Below are 16,682 nucleotides of genomic sequence, written 5' to 3' on the forward strand. Positions count from 1 at the left end.
CCTGATTAATTTCAAGGAAGTTTTATATAATTTGCGACAAGCGCCGCCAGCGAAGCGCACGATCGTTCGATTTGTGGGTTATAGTAGCTGCTCGGCATCGGACAACCACACCAACAAAGAAGAGACAATCCATGAGCGCAGATTACGCAGTCCACGGTTCCATCGCTGTCATTTCGCTGAACAATCCCCCGGTCAACGGCCTTGGCCTGGCGACGCGCACTGCGGCAATCGAAGGCATTCGGCGGGCGCAGGAGGACGGCGCGGTCAAAGCTGTCGTGCTGACTGGAGCCGGCAAGGCATTTTCCGGTGGGGCTGATATCAAGGAATTCAATTCGCCGAAAGCACTGACCGAGCCGACTTTGCACAGCCTGATCCGTGCGGTGGAAGGCTGCAGCAAGCCAGTGGTGGCAGCAATTCATTCGGTCGCCATGGGCGGCGGCCTGGAACTGGCACTTGGCTGCCATTACCGAGTAGCGCTTCCGGGCGCCCAGATTGCACTGCCAGAAGTGAAACTGGGCTTGCTGCCAGGCGCAGGAGGTACGCAGCGCCTGCCGCGCGTGCTGGGCCTGGAGATGGCGTTGAACATGATTGTGTCCGGCACGCCGGTGTTGTCGGAAAAACTCGCTGGCACGGCACTGTTCGACAAGTTGCTGCCGGCCGGCGCCGACCTGCTGGCCGAAGCCAGTGCCTTCGCAGAAGGCATCGCCGACGTGCGACCCCTGCCGAAAGTACGCGACCGCAAAGTGGACTACCCGAATCATGAAGCCTTCCTGCAATTCAGCCGCAATACCGTGAAGGCGGTCGCCGGACCGTTCCCAGCGCCGCTGGAATGCCTCGAAACCGTGGCTGCGTCGGTCACCATGGACTTCGAAGCCGGCCTGAAATTCGAGCGCGAGCGCTTCCTGCACCTGATGCAGACCACCGAATGCAAATCGTTGCGCCATGCGTTCATTTCGGAGCGGGCCGCGAGCAAGATTCCAGATGTGCCGCCCGATACTCCGGTTCGCGAGATCCGCAAGGCTGCTGTGATTGGCGCCGGCACCATGGGCGGCGGTATCGCAATGAATTTTGCCAACGCCGGCATTCCGGTCGTCCTGCTGGAAACCAGGCAGGAAGCGCTGGAAAAGGGCCTTGCCACCATTCGCAAGAACTATGAGAACACCCTGAAGAAGGGCAAGCTTACCCAGGAAAAGTTCGAGCAGCGGGTAGCGCTGATTGGCGGCACTCTTGATTACAGCGCCATTGCCGACGCCGACATGGTTATCGAAGCTGTTTTCGAAGACCTGGGCGTGAAGGAAACCGTATTCCGGAAACTGGACGAGGTGATGAAGCCTGGCGCGATCCTGGCTTCCAACACCTCCACGCTCGACCTGGACAAGATTGCAGCCTTTACCAGCCGTCCGCAAGACGTGATCGGGACGCACTTCTTCAGCCCTGCCAACGTGATGAAGCTGCTGGAAGTCGTGCGTGGCAAGGCAACCGGCAAGGACGTCCTGGCGACCACCATGGCGCTGTCGAAAAAGTTGAAGAAGACCGGCGTGGTGTCCGGTGTGTGCGACGGTTTCATCGGCAATCGCATGATCGAACAATACTTCCGCCAGGCCGGGTTCCTGCTGGAGGAGGGCGCCTTGCCTGAGCAGGTGGACAAGGCTATCGAGAAGTTTGGCTTCCCAATGGGACCGTTCCGCATGAGCGACCTGGCAGGCAACGATATCGGCTGGTACATCCGCAAGCGCCGCTACATCGAAAAACCGGAAGTGGTGTATTCCAGGACAGCCGACCTGCTGTGCGAAATGGGCCGCTTCGGCCAGAAGACCGGCGGCGGCTGGTACGACTACAAGGAAGGCGACCGCAAGGCTTCCCCTAGCGCGCTGGTGAACGAAATGATCATCAAGCATTCGGCGGATATCGGCGTCGAACGACGCCAGGTCGGCGAGCAGGAAATCGTCGAGCGCCTGGTCTATGCGCTGGTAAACGAGGGCGCCCTGATCCTTGAAGAAGGCATCGCCTTGCGCGCCTCCGACATCGACATGGTCTACCTGACCGGCTATGGCTTCCCGTTGTATCGCGGCGGCCCGATGTTTTACGCCGATACGGTTGGCCTGGCCAATGTATTGGGCACCATCGAGAAATTCGCCCGGGGCCGCCACGGCGAAGCCTGGAAACCGGCGCCGCTACTGGCCAGGCTGGCTGCGGAAGGCAAGGGCTTCAATAGTCATTAAGCAATGCGCTTGCGCATGCGCGATAACGGTACGGCGACGTCGCCTGGAAGCGCCAGCGCAAAATCTTCCACTGTCTCGAAGCCGCACGCAATGTAGAGCGGCACGCCGGGCATGGTGGCTGCCAGTTCCATGAGCAGGAAGCCCGCGGCAGCCGCCTGGCGCTCGCAATGCTCCATGAGCATGCGGCCCAGGCCTTGGCGTGGAACCGAAGGGTCGACGAAGAAGGCCCGGATGCGTGCCGGCTGGGTGGCTGGGTCCAGCAAGGGATCCGGTCCGGCTTTGTGGCGGTCGCCCCCGAACAGCGTGGCGCGCTTGCTCCAGCCGCCGCAGGCCCGCAGTTCGCCGTCGCGCTCGATGACGAAATAGGTGCCGTCTTCCACCAGTTGCGTATCGACGCCGAACACGTGACGCGTTACGGCTGTCGCCTGTTCATCCGTATAAAACCCCTTGCTGAGCTCGATGCCGGAGCGCCGGATCAAGGCTTCCATGGCCGGGATATCAGCCTTTGTAGCGGCGCGCAATGTGACTGGATTTGTCATTCGGAAATGCTATCATAGGGTGGCACCGAGGGAGAAATCATGCGCAAATTCGCTGCTGCTATCTTCGCCTTGCTTTGCTGCCTGCCGGCGGCGGCCCGCGACCTGCTGGTGATCGGTACCCATTTCGAACGCGTCTATGAACGCGGCCAGGAGGGTGAGATTGTTGGCCTGGGCCCCGAAATTGTGCGCCTTATCGCCGAGCGCCTGGGACATCGGGCCATCTTCGAACTCTATCCGTGGGCACGCGCCCAGGCCCTGGTCGCGCAAGGCAAGGCCGATATCCTGGTTGGCCCTTACAAGACTTTCGAGCGCCAACAGCTGATGTCGTTCTCAAAACTGCCGTTCTACCAGGACCAGATGGTGTTCTACGTCCGTAAAGGGGCGCTGCAGGATTGGAGCGGCGACTACGCGTCCCTGTCAGAACAGCGCATCGCCATCGTCAACGGCTGGTCCTATGGGCCTGCCTTCGACAAGGCAAGGCCGCAGCTGCGGCTGGATGTTGTGAACAGTGTCGACAGCGGGCTGAAAATGCTGGCGGCGCAGCATGCGCAAATGTTTGCCAGTAACCGCCGCAACACCGAACCGGTGCTGGGCCGGCTGGGGCTGTCAGGCCAGTTGGTCATGCTGCCACGGGTGATCGAGGTGCAGGATGGGTACTTCGCATTTCCCAAGCGCCCCGCAGCCGACGCGCTGCGCAAGGAATTCGATGCCGAATTCCAGCGCCTGGTCGAAAGCGGGGAGTTGAAGCGCCTGGGCTTGCGGCACGAGGTGAACGTGCCTTAGCGGCGCTCCGGCGTGAGCACGGTCGGCAAGGCTTTGGGCAGCGTAGCCGGGTAATCGCGGCTGAAATGCAGGCCGCGGCTCTCGCGCCGCTGCAGCGCACTGTTGACGATCAGCGAGGCAACTTCCACCAGGTTGCGCAGCTCCAGCAGGTCGCTCGTGATGCGGAAATGGCGGTAGTACTCGTCGATTTCTTCCTTCAGCAGGGCGATGCGGTGCTGGGCGCGCTCAAGGCGCTTGGTGGTGCGAACGATGCCCACATAGTTCCACATGAAGCGGCGCAATTCGTCCCAGTTGTGGGCGATGACCACTTCCTCGTCCGCGTCGGTGACGCGGCTTTCATCCCAATCCGGCAGGTAGGGCGTGCTTTCCTTGTCCTGGGCCAGGATGTCCTGGGCGCAGGCGCGCCCGATCACAACGCACTCGAGCAGGGAATTGCTGGCTAGGCGGTTGGCGCCATGCAGGCCGGTGCAGGCGGTTTCGCCCACGGCGTACAGGCCAGGCAAGTCAGTGCGGCCAAACAGGTCGGTCACCACGCCGCCGCAGGTGTAGTGCGCCGCCGGCACGATAGGGATCGGCTCCCTGGTGATGTCGATGCCCAGTTCCAGGCAGCGTGCATGGATGGTCGGGAAGTGCTCGATCAGGAAGTCGGCAGGCTTGTGGCTGATGTCGAGGTGGACGTAGTCCAGGCCGCGCTTCTTGATCTCGAAGTCGATCGCCCGCGCAACCACGTCGCGCGGCGCCAGTTCGGCCCGTTCATCGTGCGCCAGCATGAAACGCTGCCCGGCGGCGGCGCCGGCTTCCGGCGGCAGCTTGAGCAGGCCGCCTTCGCCGCGGATCGCTTCCGTGATCAGGAAAGACTTGGCGTAGGGATGGTACAGGCAGGTCGGGTGGAACTGGATGAACTCCATGTTCGACACGCGGCAACCCGCGCGCCAGGCCATGGCAATGCCGTCGCCGCTGGCGGTATCGGGATTGGTGGTGTACAGGTAGACCTTGCCTGCGCCGCCGGTCGCCATCACCGTGTGTTCGGCCGTGACGGTGTGCACCTGGCCGGTTGTCACATCCTGGACATACAGGCCGTGGCAGCGGGGCTGCGAATTGGCGGGGCGCGGGCCCAGCTTGTCCGTGGTGATCAGGTCGATCGCGCAGTGCTGCTCGAACAGGCTGATGTTCGGATGCGCCCGGACTTTCTCTTCCAGCGTCACCTGCACCGCGTGGCCGGTTGCGTCGGCCGCATGGATGATGCGGCGCTGGCTATGGCCGCCTTCGCGGGTCAGGTGGAAGCCCAGTTCCGCGCTTTCGTCGCGAGTGAACGGAACGCCGAGGTCAATCAGCCACTCGATGGCTTCGCGTCCGTGTTCAACGATGAAACGGGTGGCCCCCTCGTCGCATAAGCCGCCGCCGGCAACCAGGGTATCGGCAATATGCTGCTCGTGGCTGTCGCCGGAATCGAGCACCGCGGCGATACCGCCCTGGGCCCAGTTGCTTGCGCCGTCGAGCAAGGCGCGTTTGGAGATGATGGCTACTTTGCGGCTTTCCGCCAGGTGGAGTGCAACAGAGAGGCCGGCCAGGCCGCTGCCGACGATCACGACATCGAATTTCATGGTGTTTCGGGCTGTTTTTTCGCGTAATAAGCAACAATATAAACTATTTGCCGTTGCGCTGCCTCAAAAGCCCCACCGCCGGCATGCTGCATCATGGGCTCATGACCAAGAAAAAGCTGCTCGTGGTGGAGGATGACCTGGGCCTGCAAAAGCAGTTGCGCTGGGCCCTGGACGCGTACGAGGTGGTGTTTGCGGGGAACCGCGACGCCGCCCTTGGCCAGTTGCGCCGGCACCAGCCGGCGGTGGTGACCATGGACCTCGGCCTGCCGCCGGAACCCGATTGCGCAAGCGAAGGCTTGCTCTTGCTGCAGCAGATGCTGGCAATTGCTGCCGATACCAAGGTGATTGTCCTGTCCGGCAACCAGGACCGCGAAAACGTGCTGAAAGCGATGGCGCTTGGCGCCTACGATTTCCACCAGAAGCCACTGGATGGCGAGATGCTGCGCTTGATGGCGGAACGCGCCTTCTTCCTGCACACCGTGCAGCAGGAGAACCGGCGCATGCTGCAGACCGAGGCTGATTCGCCGCTGGCCGGCCTGGTCACGCGCGACCCCGGCATGCTGCGCGTATGCCGGAGCATAGAAAAAGTTGCGCCAAGCTCCGCTACCGTGATGCTGATGGGGGCGTCTGGCTGCGGCAAGGAAGTGCTGGCCCGCGGCCTGCACCAGCTGAGCGCGCGGCACGACCGGCGCATGGTGGCAATCAATTGCGCGGCAATTCCGGAGCATCTGCTGGAGAGCGAATTGTTTGGCTATGAGAAGGGTGCCTTCACCGGTGCCGAGCGGCAGACGCTGGGCAAGATAGAGCTGGCCGCCGGCGGCACCTTCTTCCTCGACGAAATTGGCGACATGGCGTTGCCGCTGCAGGCAAAGATGCTGCGCTTCCTGCAGGAGCGCGTGATCGAACGCCTGGGCGGCCGCAGCGAGATCGCGGTCGACGTGCGCATCGTCTGTGCCACGCATCGCAACCTGAAGGCGATGGTGGATGAGGGACGTTTCAGGGAAGACTTGTTCTACCGGCTGAGTGAAATCGTGCTGGTGGTGCCGCCGCTGCGCGAACGGATTGGCGATGCAGTCCTGCTGGCGCAACACTTCCGCCATCGTTTCCTGCAGGCTGAAGGACGCCCGCCGCTGCCATTCCATCCGGATGCGCTGGCCGCGATTGAAGCCTATGGCTGGCCGGGCAACGTGCGCGAGATGGAGAACTGCATCAAGCGTGCCGCCATCATGAGCGAAGGCCCGCATATCACGCTGGAGGACCTGGGCCTGCCGCCCGGCGCCCCGCAGGCCGAGAACATCGACCTGCGCGATGCGCGCGATGCTGCGGAATACCGGGTGATGGTCAAGGCCCTGGCCAGGACCGGCGGCAATATTGCGCGCGCCTCCGAACTGCTGGGCGTGAGCCGGCCCACGCTGTATGACTTAATGAGCCACCACGGGATCAAGTAAATCCGCTTCGCGCCATTCGCGCGCAGCCTTCAATTGCTGCCGCAGGCCGGGGAGCGGGAATCCAAGGCCATATGCCTTGTGTGCCGCATCCAGTGCCGCCGGCCAGTCCTTCTGCCTTACCCGGGCCAGGCCCAGGTTGTACCAGGCGGCGGCATTGCCTGGCTGTGCCTGCAGCGCCGCCTGCAAATGCTCTATCGCATCGGCATCGCGCCGCAAGGACAGCAGATAGGCGCCGAACAGGGCGCGTGTTGCGCCATCTTTGGGCGCGAACGCGATGGCGCGCTGGAAGTAGCACTCCACTGTGTGGTGTGCCCCCGGCGCTTGCGCCTGCTTTGTGCGCAATGCAAGGCGCGCCATTGCCGACAGGGCGCGGGGATGGTTGGGAAAGTGTTCCAGCGTGTAGCCGATATCGCCGCCCAAGGTGCCCGACATCCCGCGCTGCAGCGCTTCCACCTGCGGGCCGAAATGGAAGGTCTCGACCACAGCCAGGCCTTTGGCATCCTCGGCGTCGTAGTAATCGCCGCCGGTTGCGCCCTTGCTGTAGGGCGGACAGTCGGCCGTGAGGGCGGCGAGCAGGATCAGGTAGGCTGGCATTGCGATTCTCCGTGTTCGAGCGGGCGCGTGTCGAAGACGAGTTGCGGCCGCGACCTGGGGCTGGCGGACAAGTGGACGTAAGGAGGGCGGTTGGCGAACATCAGCTGCCAGCGCCCCAGCGCAATGAACGTCGCGCTGCCAAGGTGGACTGCGCCGATGCGATGATGGGCTCGCAGCGACCCCGGATTGAAAGCCGAAATCCGGCTGCATGTCCACTGGATCCCGCGTGCATGCATGCAGCGGTGTGCCTCATCCCAGATCCGGCAGAATGCCGTACCAAGGCGCATATGCGGCTGCACGAACACATCATAGTCCCAGCAAGAATGCGGCGATGGCAGGCAGTAGCGGGCGCGGACTTCGTCTTCTTCGTAAGCGCCGAACTGGTACCACAGGATTGCGGCGAGTTCGCATCCTTTCCAGGCCGCGATGCTGCAGCCGCCCTGGCGGAAGCGCGCCGCCACGACTTCACGCGGCCTTGGATACTCCGGCGGCAAGTCGGCCAGGCTGGCGATGGGAGACATCAGCAGCCTGCCGGGTGCACTGCGCATGGCGCTCGATGCCACGCGCTGCGCGACAAAATGGTAGCGCCACATATGCAGGCCGAACAATTGCAAGGCCCGCGCGGCGGCATACCAGGCCGCATTGCCGGCGCCGAGTTCCGAAACTGTGTGCAGTAAGCGCGTGAACATAAAGTCATTACAGCAAAGCTTCGCGCGGGCTCTTTGAGCTAACGCAAGCGGCTGCGCCGGCGCCTTGCATAGACTGGGACCTCCAGGGAGGAATCATCATGCTTACTGTGCTGATGGCTACGTTCAACGGCGTGCGCACCTTGCCGCAGGTGCTCGACGCCTACACGCAGTTGCATAGCCCTGAGGAAGGGTGGCGGCTGCTGGTGGTGGACAACGGCAGCGACGACGGCACGCGCGAGCTGTTGATGTCCTACACCAGCCGGCTTCCGCTGCACTACGCCTACGAACCGCGGCGCGGCAAGAACGCTGCCCTGAACCACGGCCTCGCGTTGGCGATGAAGGGGCCAGAGACACGGTTGTTCGTTTTCACCGACGACGACGCCACTCCCGACCGCGACTGGCTCGTACGCTACGCCGACGCAGCAACGGAGCGCCAGGGCTTCGCCATCTTCGGCGGCAGCATCGTTCCCGACTGGAGCGTGGCGCCGCCGGAATGGCTGCTGCGGCTGGTCCCTTGCGGCCTGACGTACGGCCTGACGGACCCGATGCTGCCGGAGGGACCTGTCTACCCCGGACTGGTCTGGGGCGCCAACATGGCGGTGCGCGGCGAAGTATTCCGTCACGGCTACCGCTTTGACGAATCGATCGGGCCGGCCGCGGGCGAGTACGCGATGGGCGGCGAAGTCAGTTTCACCCGGCTGCTGGAAGGCGCCGGCTTCCAGTCCTGGTTCTGTCCGGCGGCCCGCGTTGCCCACCACATACGCCCGGTGCAGCTGACACCGGACTGGGTGATGGCGCGCGCCCGCCGTTATGGCCGCGGCGCTTGCCGTTTGACCCGGCCCGGCCAGTTCCCGGAACTGTTCGGCGCACCGCGCTGGATGCTGCGCAAATACGTGGAAGAACTGTGCGGGCTCGGCGCAGCCATGCTGTTGCGCCAGCCGGAGCGCATATTCCAGCGGCGCTGGGAACTGGCCTACCTTGGCGGCTATATCGCCGAAGCGGCGGCTGCCACCAGGCGTCCGGCAAGCCGGCGCATAGTGCTCACCAGCTTTTCCGGCGAACTGGGCGGCATGGAGCTGCGCATGCTCGACGAGGCCCGCTTCCTGAAGGGCGTTGGCTACGACTGCGTATTGGCGCCACCGCGCTTTGCCGGCGATGAACGCTGGCGCCAGTCTGCGCAGGATGAATGCGTCGAAATCGCCGACTTGAACGTGCCGCCCATGCTGGAGGAGTGGCCGTGGCGGCGCCTGAACCGCTTGCGGGCGATGGCCTTCAGCGCGCCGGCATTGCGCAAGCTGCGTCCCGACCTGGTGCACGTGGCGTTCTGCTGGACGACATACGGGGCCAGCGCCTTGTGGCTGGCACAGCATTGCGGGGTGCCGGCCGTGATCAGCGTGCACAATGCGTTTCCTCACACCGAATTCAATGAGTGGCAGCGCAGCCTGCTGCAGCGGGCAATGGCAGGCGTGAAGGGTGTGTACGCAGTTTCAGGCTCCGCGATGAAACACTTCCTGTCCCTGTACCGGGAATGGTTGCCTGCCGACGTGCGGCTGGCCGTCATTCCGAACTGCGTGGACCTGCGCCGCTTCCAGGCTTCGCCCCGGCGGCGGTCTGCTGCGCGTCGCCGATGGGGAATCGCTGACAATGACGAAGTGATAGGCAGCGTAGGCCGCCTGTCGGCGCAAAAGCGCCCGGAGGAGTTGCTTGCGATCTTCGCTCATTTGGCCAGGGTGCGGCCCCGTCTGAAACTCCTCTTGGTGGGGACCGGCCCGCTGGAATCGTCATTGCGGGACATGGTGCGCCGCCAGCGCCTGACGCGGCGCGTCATCTTCACCGGCTTCCAGGCCCAGGTCGAGTCGATCATTCCAGCCATGGACCTGCACCTGCTGGTCAGCCGGCGAGAAGGTTTCGGCATTGCGACGATCGAGGCGATGGCATGCGGGGTGCCAGCGCTGGCCACGCGGGTCCCCGGCAGCGAAGATATCCTCGAAGGCAGCGCAGGCGGGCTGCTGCTTACTCCGGGCGATATTGACAATGCGGTCGCGACGATCGGCGCCCTGCTCGACGACCCCGTGCGCCGCACCGAGATGGGCCGCCAGGGCAGGGTCGAGGTGGAAGCGCGCTATGCAGTGCCGGTGATCAGCGCACAGGTGGAGGCTTTCTACGACGGGCTGGCGTGAGATGCGTGGAGTCGCCCGCAACTTTGCCTTTGGCTTTGCCGAGAAGTACCTGCAGGCCGCCCTGGCCCTGGCATCTTCCATCATCCTCGCCCGGCTCCTGTCGCCGTCCGAGATCGGCGTCTATTCGATCGCTGCGGTGCTGACCGGGCTGGCGCAGGTGTTCCGCGACCTGGGGACCGGGCAGTTGCTGGTCGCGCGGCGCGAACTGTCGACCGCGGAACAGCGCGCTCTGCTGTCCATTTCCGTGGCGATGGGATGGAGCCTGGCTGTGCTGCTGGCTGGCCTGGCAGAGCCGTTGGGAGTGTTCTATCGGCAGCCGGATCTGGCACAGGTGCTGCGCATCCTGGCGCTGAATTTCGTACTGGTCCCATTCTCGTCGCAGATAACCGCGATGCTGCGCCGTGAAATGCACGCAAGCGCGCTTTTGATGGTATCGGCCAGCTACTGCTCGACCCAGTTCGCTGCCACCATTGCGTTGGCGGCAGGCGGATTGGGGCCGTGTGCGCTGGCCTGGGGAAGCTTTGCCGCGACCTTCGCAGCCTTCCTCGTCGCGCTCACCCGGCAACCTGCAGGCATGGCGTGGCGCCCGGGCCTGCAGGGGATTCGTGCGCTCGTGCGGCCCGGCGGGCTGGCCGTTGCCGGAAATGCGATCGACGAGATCGGCGTGGTAGCACCGGACCTGATCGCCGGCAAGCTGCTTGGCGCGGAGCAGGTCGCGCTGCTGGGCAAAGCGCAGTCTGTGCTGTCCCTCTTCAACCAGGCCGTTACCAGCGCTGTCTCGCCAGTGATCTTTCCGCTATTCGCGCGGCATGCCCGCGAGGGAGGCGATGCCCTGCAGGCCTATGTGTCGGCTGCCGCCTGCATTACGGCCTTGTCCTGGCCCTTCTTCCTGTTCGCCGGCCTATACGCTGAACCAATTGTGGCGTTGCTGTACGGACATCAGTGGCAAGCCTGCGTACCTTTGATCCGGATCATGTGCGGTGCTGCCGCGCTGTATAGCATGTTCAATATGGGGCGCTACCTGTTGCTCGCCACCGGCCATATCGGCGAGCAGGCGAGGATAGACGCGATCGCTGTACTCGGGCGCTTGTCGATGCTGCTTCCGGCGGGCCTGGCGGGCCTGGAATGGCTGGCGGCAGCAATCGCTTTCAGCCTGGCTTTGCGCAGCTGGCTGGTGTTGCGGTGCTTGCAGAAGTTGTTCGGCCTGCAGCCGGCAAACCTGCTCCGGGCGCTGCGCAAGAGCGCCATGGCTACCCTTGCTGCCATCGCCCCGGCCATGCTGGTGCTGGCGATGGCCCGCAATGAAGCGCCGGGTGTACTGCATTTGATGGCGGGCGCCGGCAGCGGAGCGCTTGGATGGGGGCTCGCAATCTGGCTCCAGCAGCACCCATTGGCGGGCTTGCTGCGCCGCGCCGGCTGGCAACAATGAGGGGAGGGCGCTATGCGAATCGGAATCCTGTCGTATCCCATGTTGTTCCAGCGCGAAGGGGGCCTGCAGGTGCAGGTGCGTGAGACCATAGCGGCGCTGAATCACCTTGATGCGTCGATGTCGGCCGAACTGGTCGACCCTGCGCGCCAGAAGCTGGCCGACTTTGACCTGATCCACGTTTTCTCTGCCTTTAACGGCAACTTTCGCGTGGTGGAATCGGCGGTCGAACTGGGCCTTCCCGTCGTGCTGTCACCGCTGGTGTCTCCCACCTGGAACCGCAATGCGGGTTTTCGCGCGCGGGTGGCGGACCGGCTGGCCGGGCGCATCTGTTCCTACAATCTCCAGACAAGCTATGCCCAGACAAAGCGCGCCCTGCAGCTAGCCGACCTGGTGATTGCGCTTGGCGAGGCGGAGCGGGAAGCAATCATCAGCGGCTTCCTGACGGAGCGCTCCAAGATTCGCGTCTTTCCCAATGGGATCAGCCGCCAGTTCTTCACGGCGAAAGGCGAGCTGTTCCGTCACCGTACCGGGATAGTCGGTCCCTTCGTGCTCACGGTGGGCACCGTTTCGTCATACAAGAATCAACTTGGCCTGGCGCAGGCGCTGGAGGGCAGCGAGCTGCCTTTGGTAATGATTGGTCCCGTCGCGTGCGAAGAGCATGATTACTTGCAAAGGGTGCTGAAATCACCCTGGGCGCGTTGGCTTGGGGCGCTCAATCATGAAGACCCGCTCCTGGCCAGTGCCTATGCAGCGGCCTCGGTAGTGGCGCTGCCCAGCCAGGGCGAGATCTTTCCCTTGTCGGTGCTTGAAGCCTTGGCTGCCGGAACCCCTGTGGTCATGACGCAAGACAGCGCGCTGCAACTGGATGGTTCAGATGCAATGCTGCGCAAGGTCGGCTGGGATGACCAAGCCGGGCAGCGCGAAGCAATCATCGCACTGGCTTCCCGGCCGCCGGAGCGCACCACCGTGCAGTCGATGGTCGAGCAGTTTACGTGGCAGCGAGTCGCCACGCAGGTCGCCGCCTGCTATCGGGAATTGGTACCGGCCAAGGCCGCCTGACCTTCAAGCTTTAGGCTTGTAGCGCAGCATGGCGGCGCCCTTTTCACAGGGCAGCGAGCTGATTTCAAGCTCCGGGAATTCGGCTGCCCAGCGTTGCAGGGCCGTGCGCTCGCCGGGACGCATTGCGTCGTCAAGGAAGATCGCGGCACCCGGAGCCATGCGCGGGAACAGGATGGGACCGGCCGGATAGCGCGCGGCGTCGCTTGTCGCCTGCGGCGGGCCATCGATCACGACCATCTCGATCGCTTGCCCGGTCGACAAGCCGCTACAGTCGTACCAGGGCTGCTGGCGGCCGCCGAACGTTTGCGTCAGCAGTGGCGCGTCGATGACCGTTGCCCAGTCCGCCAGGCCGTGCAGTTCCAACTGTCGCCGCGTGCGCCGGGCATAGGCGGGATCGTGTTCGAGGCTGTACACCTTGCCGGCGCCGTTGATTTGCATGCATCGGGCCAACACGAGGGTCGAAGTCCCGCTGCTGCATTCGACGACGCATCGCGGCTTCTCATCGAGGGCATGGGCTGCCAGTTCCTGGAGAAAATCCGGCGATGCGGCCCAACCCCGCGTCAGGGGCAAGGCACGCTGCAGCCCCAGGCTGATGTAGAGCCCCTGCAGGGCTTCGAGCTGCCTGAATAGCGACGCATGTTCCTGCCGCGAATCATCCTTCATCGCGTGCACCAGCAAGTGCATATTCCGCACCTTGTGCAGGATATAGGCGCACATGAGCAGTAGCCCGATGGCAGCGGCATCTATCATTCGTAATACCCGTAGTATTGGGCGCCGGGGAAGGCGCGCGACTTGTTGTAGACCAGGTTCACGTGCCGGCAATGTTCGATGCGCTGCAGGGCTGCCTGCACGGCGGACTGGGTCGTGGTCTCGGCTTCCACCACCATGACAACCTGTCCCATTTGGGAGACGAGCACACTGGCCTCGGTGGTCAGCAGCAAGGGCGGCGAATCGAAAACGATGATGCGATCCGGGTAGCGACTGGCGAGCTCTTCCAGCAGGCGGCTCATGCTATGGCTGGCAAGGAGTTCCGTCGCGTGGCGGCTGGAGGGACCGGAAGGCAGCAAGGTCAGCGACGGAACATTGGTGCGCATGATCACGTCGGACAATTCCACGCTGCCATCGAGCAGCACATTCATCAGGCCCCGTTCAGCCTGCAAACCCAGCACTTTCAGTACCGACGGGCGCGCCACGTCGGCGTCCACCAGCAGCGCGCGTGCATCCTTTTCCATGGAAATGCTCATTGCCAGGTTGACCGCGCAATAGGTCTTTCCTTCTCCCGGCAGGGCGCTGGTGACGACGATCAGGTTGCCGTGCGGGATGGCGTTGGCGCCGCCGGAGCGCGCGTCATTGAGCAAGTGGCGCTTGACGATCCGAAAGTCCTCGGCGACGGAAGTGCGGCCGCTCTCATGCGTCACCATTCCGCGCTGCCGCATCCGGACCAGGTTGATGTCGGCGTAACCGAGTTCGGTCGGCGGTGCAAGTTCCAGCAGGTTGGGCGGTAATTGCATGGGGCCTCCATCTATTGGTAGAACAGGGTGAACACCATCACGCCGCTATAGCCAAGCAACAGGCAGGCGCTGCCGGCGCTGAAACCCAGGCGGTCGCGCGCATGCCGGCGCTTCTCTTCATCGGTCCAGTTCATGCCAATGGTACCGAGCACCCGCAAGCCGGTCGCCGCGCGCAAATCGGCCGGACTCAGGAACGTGGGGCGCAGTTCGGACAGCCCGAGCGCTGCCGCTGCGCCACCGATGAGGCCGGCGGCCAGCACTGCGCTGTAATACAGGGCGCGGTTGGGGCCGATGGGGCGCTGGGGCATGGTTGGCGGATCGATGATCTTGAAACTCATCATTTCTGTGGTGGTTGTCAATTCCCCCGACAGCTTGGCTGCCTCGCGGCGCGCAACGAGCTTCTCGTAATTTTCCTTGTTCACCTGGTAGTCGCGTGTCAGTTGGCCGAGCTGGGACTCGAGTTCGGGCACGGCATTGCGCTGCTCCTGGAGCTGCGCCTGGCGCTGTTGCATGGCCTCGACACGCGCCCGTAATGCGGCCACCCGCGCTTCCGATTCCGCCAAAGCCACCTTCATTTGCTGGAACAAGGGGTTGTACTGGCGCGCTGTGTCGCCGGGGTCAGCATGCTTCTGGCGCTCTTCGCGCCGTTTCTCTTCAAGCTGGGCGATCAGGCGCAGGGCTGCCACGACATCGGGATGCAGGTCGGTGTATTGCATGCGCAGGGCATCGAGGCTCTTGTTCAAGGCGCTGATGCGCGAGTCGAGCTCGGATACCTCGCCCGGCGTGCCGACGCCCGCAAGCAGCGGCTCGTCGCCGCCGAATTGGGCTTCAATGGCCTTGCGCGCCTGTTCGGCCTCGGCCAGCTCCAGCTGGGCGCTGGCCAATGCGTCGTTCGCGGTCAGCAGCTTGCCGCCATAATCCTGGCCTTCGCGCGGCAGCAGGTAGTTGTGTTTGAGACGGAATTCCTTGACGGCGTTCTCCGCCGTGAGCAGGCGGTCTTCGTAATTCTTGATCTGTTCGTCGATGAACTGGACCGCCTTCTCGGAATCGCCTTTCTTTCCCTTGAAACTGCCTTCCACGAAGATCGACAGCAAGGCCTGCACCACGTCGCGCACCTGGCGCGGGTCGGAGTGGGTGTAGCCGATGGTGTAGATATCGTAGGTGCCGGTGCCGTTGATGTGAATCCGCTTCAGCATATCGTCGACCATCGCATCGTGGTCGCGTGCGGACACCGAGCGCACGTCCAGGTCCACCATGCGCAATACCCGATCGATATTCGGCCGGCTTAGCAAAGTCCGGCTCATGATGGCGACTTGCTGCTCGACGTTGGGCATGCTGGTCATGCCCACCATCAGCGGCTTCAGGATGCTTTGGGTATCGACGAACACGCGGGCCGTGCTCTGGTACTCGTTGGGCAGGGAGTAGACCTTGGCCCAGCCTATCAGCACAATCACCCAGGCGATGCTGAATCCCGCCCAGCGGTGCTTCCAGATGCCTTTCAGGCCGGACAGCAATTGGCTGAAGAGATGCTCCATGCTGCGCTCCCTGGTGATACGCCTCGGTCCTCTGGATTATATGGGCGGGATTCCAGCCTGGCTGGCGAACCCGCCCGAACGTTGAGGCCTGTCAAGAAGTGCTCAGGATTTGCGGCGGCGCAGCGCAACCGACATCGCCAGCATGCCTGCAGCGAGCACGGCCAGCGAATCCGGCTCCGGCAACTCCTGCTGCAGGGCGTTGGCCAGAGTGTTGTGCTGGATCGTGATCTGGTAACTGGTGCCGGCTGTCAGCAAAGGCGACACCTTGGTGAGCGGCACCCCGGGCAGGGTCGCAAAGGTGTACGTAAGGATGCCAGGGCTGCCATCCGTGCGGCTGCGTACACTGAATGCGTTCAGGTCGTCTGGCGCGAAGTCGAAGATCCGGCCCTGGGTGGTCAGGTCGATGATGTTGATGGACCACGACAGCCGTGCATTGGCATTGGCGTCCGGTCCCGATCCGGGCGACACATAAGCCTGGGTGAAGGCGGTTGCGTCGAACGACACAGTCATGGTGTCGGCTGCTCCCAGCGTGAACTGGAAGGTGGTCGAGGTACCGACGTCGGAATTGCCCGATGCGATGGCGTTCAGGGCGGTCGAGGCATCGGCCCGCGTGCGGGCGTGTGCCCCGGCCGGCGCTGCGCCGATGGTAATGGAGGCGCCGGTCAGGTCCTGGTCGGCATAGCCGAAAGTGCCTGGCACTGGCGGCGGGCTGGGCAGCGGGGTGAAGTTGTTTTCGCCCAGCCCCCCGCAGGGGGCGCCCATGCATTGATGCGGCACGTTCGGGACACCAAGCAGGATCGGGATCGACGAGGTTCCGTTCGCGAAGACGCCGTTCAGCGAAGCAGTTGCGTGGGCATCGTTGGTACCCTGCAAGATCGTGAAGTCGGTCGTGCTGTAGGCGGTGCCGTTGGAGTGGAGCAGCCTGAAGTTGTTGATGTCGAGGATGGCCGAGGCAAAGGTGGAGGCCTGGACCGGTACGCTGGCAAGGCTGGCCGCCAGCAAGGCGGCAGTTGCCAGTAAAGACTTGCGCAAGGTAGTCATAGCGTGGATCTCCCGATTGGATTGCGGCAGGTTTGCCGGCATGGTCGT

At 63.6% G+C, this 16,682-nt stretch carries 14 protein-coding genes; 6 read left to right on the forward strand and 8 right to left on the reverse strand.

Features of this window, described 5'->3' with window-relative positions; translation table 11 throughout:
- Positions 1–131 precede the first annotated feature (131 nt).
- Complete coding sequence (locus ACN9MY_RS16905; RefSeq protein WP_426318009.1) at positions 132–2,222, forward strand: 3-hydroxyacyl-CoA dehydrogenase NAD-binding domain-containing protein; 2,091 nt, start codon at positions 132–134, stop codon at positions 2,220–2,222.
- Here ACN9MY_RS16905 and ACN9MY_RS16910 read toward each other — a convergent pair.
- Positions 2,219–2,761 (reverse strand): GNAT family N-acetyltransferase, encoded by a 543-nt coding sequence (locus ACN9MY_RS16910; protein WP_426335808.1) that lies wholly within the window; start codon positions 2,759–2,761, stop codon positions 2,219–2,221. The two genes, ACN9MY_RS16905 and ACN9MY_RS16910, sit on opposite strands and share 4 nt — an antisense overlap.
- Before the next feature lie 39 nt (positions 2,762–2,800).
- On the opposite strand from ACN9MY_RS16910, the gene ACN9MY_RS16915 reads away from it, so the two are divergent.
- Complete coding sequence (locus ACN9MY_RS16915) at positions 2,801–3,544, forward strand: substrate-binding periplasmic protein (protein ID WP_426335809.1); 744 nt, start codon at positions 2,801–2,803, stop codon at positions 3,542–3,544.
- On the opposite strand, the gene nadB is transcribed toward ACN9MY_RS16915, so the two are convergent.
- Entirely contained in the window at positions 3,541–5,148 is a 1,608-nt protein-coding gene (gene nadB, locus ACN9MY_RS16920) for an L-aspartate oxidase (RefSeq protein ID WP_426335810.1), read from the reverse strand. The genes ACN9MY_RS16915 and nadB overlap by 4 nt on opposite strands.
- 101 nt (positions 5,149–5,249) lie before the next feature.
- On the opposite strand from nadB, the gene prsR reads away from it, so the two are divergent.
- Positions 5,250–6,596: a PEP-CTERM-box response regulator transcription factor gene (gene prsR / locus ACN9MY_RS16925; RefSeq protein WP_426318013.1), complete on the forward strand. Its 1,347-nt coding sequence runs from the start codon at positions 5,250–5,252 to the stop codon at positions 6,594–6,596.
- Here the strand turns inward: prsR and ACN9MY_RS16930 are convergent.
- Entirely contained in the window at positions 6,570–7,190 is a 621-nt protein-coding gene (locus ACN9MY_RS16930; RefSeq protein ID WP_426318014.1) for an ABC transporter permease, read from the reverse strand. The two genes, prsR and ACN9MY_RS16930, sit on opposite strands and share 27 nt — an antisense overlap.
- Entirely contained in the window at positions 7,175–7,879 is a 705-nt protein-coding gene (locus tag ACN9MY_RS16935; RefSeq protein WP_426335811.1) for a hypothetical protein, read from the reverse strand. Before ACN9MY_RS16935 ends, ACN9MY_RS16930 begins: the two co-directional genes overlap by 16 nt.
- A gap of 98 nt (positions 7,880–7,977) precedes the next feature.
- On the opposite strand from ACN9MY_RS16935, the gene ACN9MY_RS16940 reads away from it, so the two are divergent.
- From ACN9MY_RS16940 to ACN9MY_RS16950, 3 genes are read left to right on the forward strand one after another with little or no spacing between them, the layout of a single operon-like run.
- Positions 7,978–10,059 (forward strand): glycosyltransferase, encoded by a 2,082-nt coding sequence (locus ACN9MY_RS16940; RefSeq protein WP_426335812.1) that lies wholly within the window; start codon positions 7,978–7,980, stop codon positions 10,057–10,059.
- Position 10,060: 1 nt separating this feature from the next.
- Positions 10,061–11,488, forward strand: coding sequence for an oligosaccharide flippase family protein (locus ACN9MY_RS16945; protein ID WP_426161572.1), 1,428 nt, complete (start codon positions 10,061–10,063; stop codon positions 11,486–11,488).
- Between the two features lie 12 nt (positions 11,489–11,500).
- Positions 11,501–12,547, forward strand: coding sequence for a glycosyltransferase family 4 protein (locus ACN9MY_RS16950; RefSeq protein ID WP_426318017.1), 1,047 nt, complete (start codon positions 11,501–11,503; stop codon positions 12,545–12,547).
- Positions 12,548–12,550: 3 nt separating this feature from the next.
- Here ACN9MY_RS16950 and ACN9MY_RS16955 read toward each other — a convergent pair whose 3' ends face one another.
- The 4 genes from ACN9MY_RS16955 to ACN9MY_RS16970 form a co-directional block, all read right to left on the reverse strand.
- Positions 12,551–13,297: a class I SAM-dependent methyltransferase gene (locus ACN9MY_RS16955; RefSeq protein WP_426161574.1), complete on the reverse strand. Its 747-nt coding sequence runs from the start codon at positions 13,295–13,297 to the stop codon at positions 12,551–12,553.
- Positions 13,294–14,058 carry an XrtA-associated tyrosine autokinase gene (locus ACN9MY_RS16960; RefSeq protein WP_426335813.1) on the reverse strand — a complete coding sequence of 255 codons (765 nt, stop codon included), beginning with the start codon at positions 14,056–14,058 and terminating at the stop codon, positions 13,294–13,296. The genes ACN9MY_RS16955 and ACN9MY_RS16960 overlap by 4 nt, the downstream gene beginning before the upstream one ends.
- 11 nt (positions 14,059–14,069) lie before the next feature.
- Positions 14,070–15,593 (reverse strand): XrtA system polysaccharide chain length determinant, encoded by a 1,524-nt coding sequence (locus tag ACN9MY_RS16965; protein WP_426335814.1) that lies wholly within the window; start codon positions 15,591–15,593, stop codon positions 14,070–14,072.
- 102 nt (positions 15,594–15,695) lie between these two features.
- Entirely contained in the window at positions 15,696–16,634 is a 939-nt protein-coding gene (locus ACN9MY_RS16970) for an EDSAP-1 family PEP-CTERM protein (RefSeq protein WP_426161577.1), read from the reverse strand.
- Between the last annotated feature and the right edge of the window lie 48 nt (positions 16,635–16,682).

It is taken from the genome of Pseudoduganella sp. R-31, from assembly GCF_049913235.1.
Classification (GTDB): Bacteria; Pseudomonadota; Gammaproteobacteria; order Burkholderiales; family Burkholderiaceae_D; genus Rugamonas.

Excerpts from the sequence above, each read along its gene's own strand:
- ACN9MY_RS16905 (WP_426318009.1), top strand. The coding sequence starts at position 132 with ATGAGCGCAGATTACGCAGTCCACGGTTCCATCGCTGTCATTTCGCTG.
- ACN9MY_RS16910 (WP_426335808.1), bottom strand. The coding sequence starts at position 2,761 with ATGACAAATCCAGTCACATTGCGCGCCGCTACAAAGGCTGATATCCCG.
- ACN9MY_RS16915 (WP_426335809.1), top strand. The coding sequence starts at position 2,801 with ATGCGCAAATTCGCTGCTGCTATCTTCGCCTTGCTTTGCTGCCTGCCG.
- nadB (WP_426335810.1), bottom strand. The coding sequence starts at position 5,148 with ATGAAATTCGATGTCGTGATCGTCGGCAGCGGCCTGGCCGGCCTCTCT.
- prsR (WP_426318013.1), top strand. The coding sequence starts at position 5,250 with ATGACCAAGAAAAAGCTGCTCGTGGTGGAGGATGACCTGGGCCTGCAA.
- ACN9MY_RS16930 (WP_426318014.1), bottom strand. The coding sequence starts at position 7,190 with ATGCCAGCCTACCTGATCCTGCTCGCCGCCCTCACGGCCGACTGTCCG.
- ACN9MY_RS16935 (WP_426335811.1), bottom strand. The coding sequence starts at position 7,879 with ATGTTCACGCGCTTACTGCACACAGTTTCGGAACTCGGCGCCGGCAAT.
- ACN9MY_RS16940 (WP_426335812.1), top strand. The coding sequence starts at position 7,978 with ATGCTTACTGTGCTGATGGCTACGTTCAACGGCGTGCGCACCTTGCCG.
- ACN9MY_RS16945 (WP_426161572.1), top strand. The coding sequence starts at position 10,061 with ATGCGTGGAGTCGCCCGCAACTTTGCCTTTGGCTTTGCCGAGAAGTAC.
- ACN9MY_RS16950 (WP_426318017.1), top strand. The coding sequence starts at position 11,501 with ATGCGAATCGGAATCCTGTCGTATCCCATGTTGTTCCAGCGCGAAGGG.
- ACN9MY_RS16955 (WP_426161574.1), bottom strand. The coding sequence starts at position 13,297 with ATGATAGATGCCGCTGCCATCGGGCTACTGCTCATGTGCGCCTATATC.
- ACN9MY_RS16960 (WP_426335813.1), bottom strand. The coding sequence starts at position 14,058 with ATGCAATTACCGCCCAACCTGCTGGAACTTGCACCGCCGACCGAACTC.
- ACN9MY_RS16965 (WP_426335814.1), bottom strand. The coding sequence starts at position 15,593 with ATGGAGCATCTCTTCAGCCAATTGCTGTCCGGCCTGAAAGGCATCTGG.
- ACN9MY_RS16970 (WP_426161577.1), bottom strand. The coding sequence starts at position 16,634 with ATGACTACCTTGCGCAAGTCTTTACTGGCAACTGCCGCCTTGCTGGCG.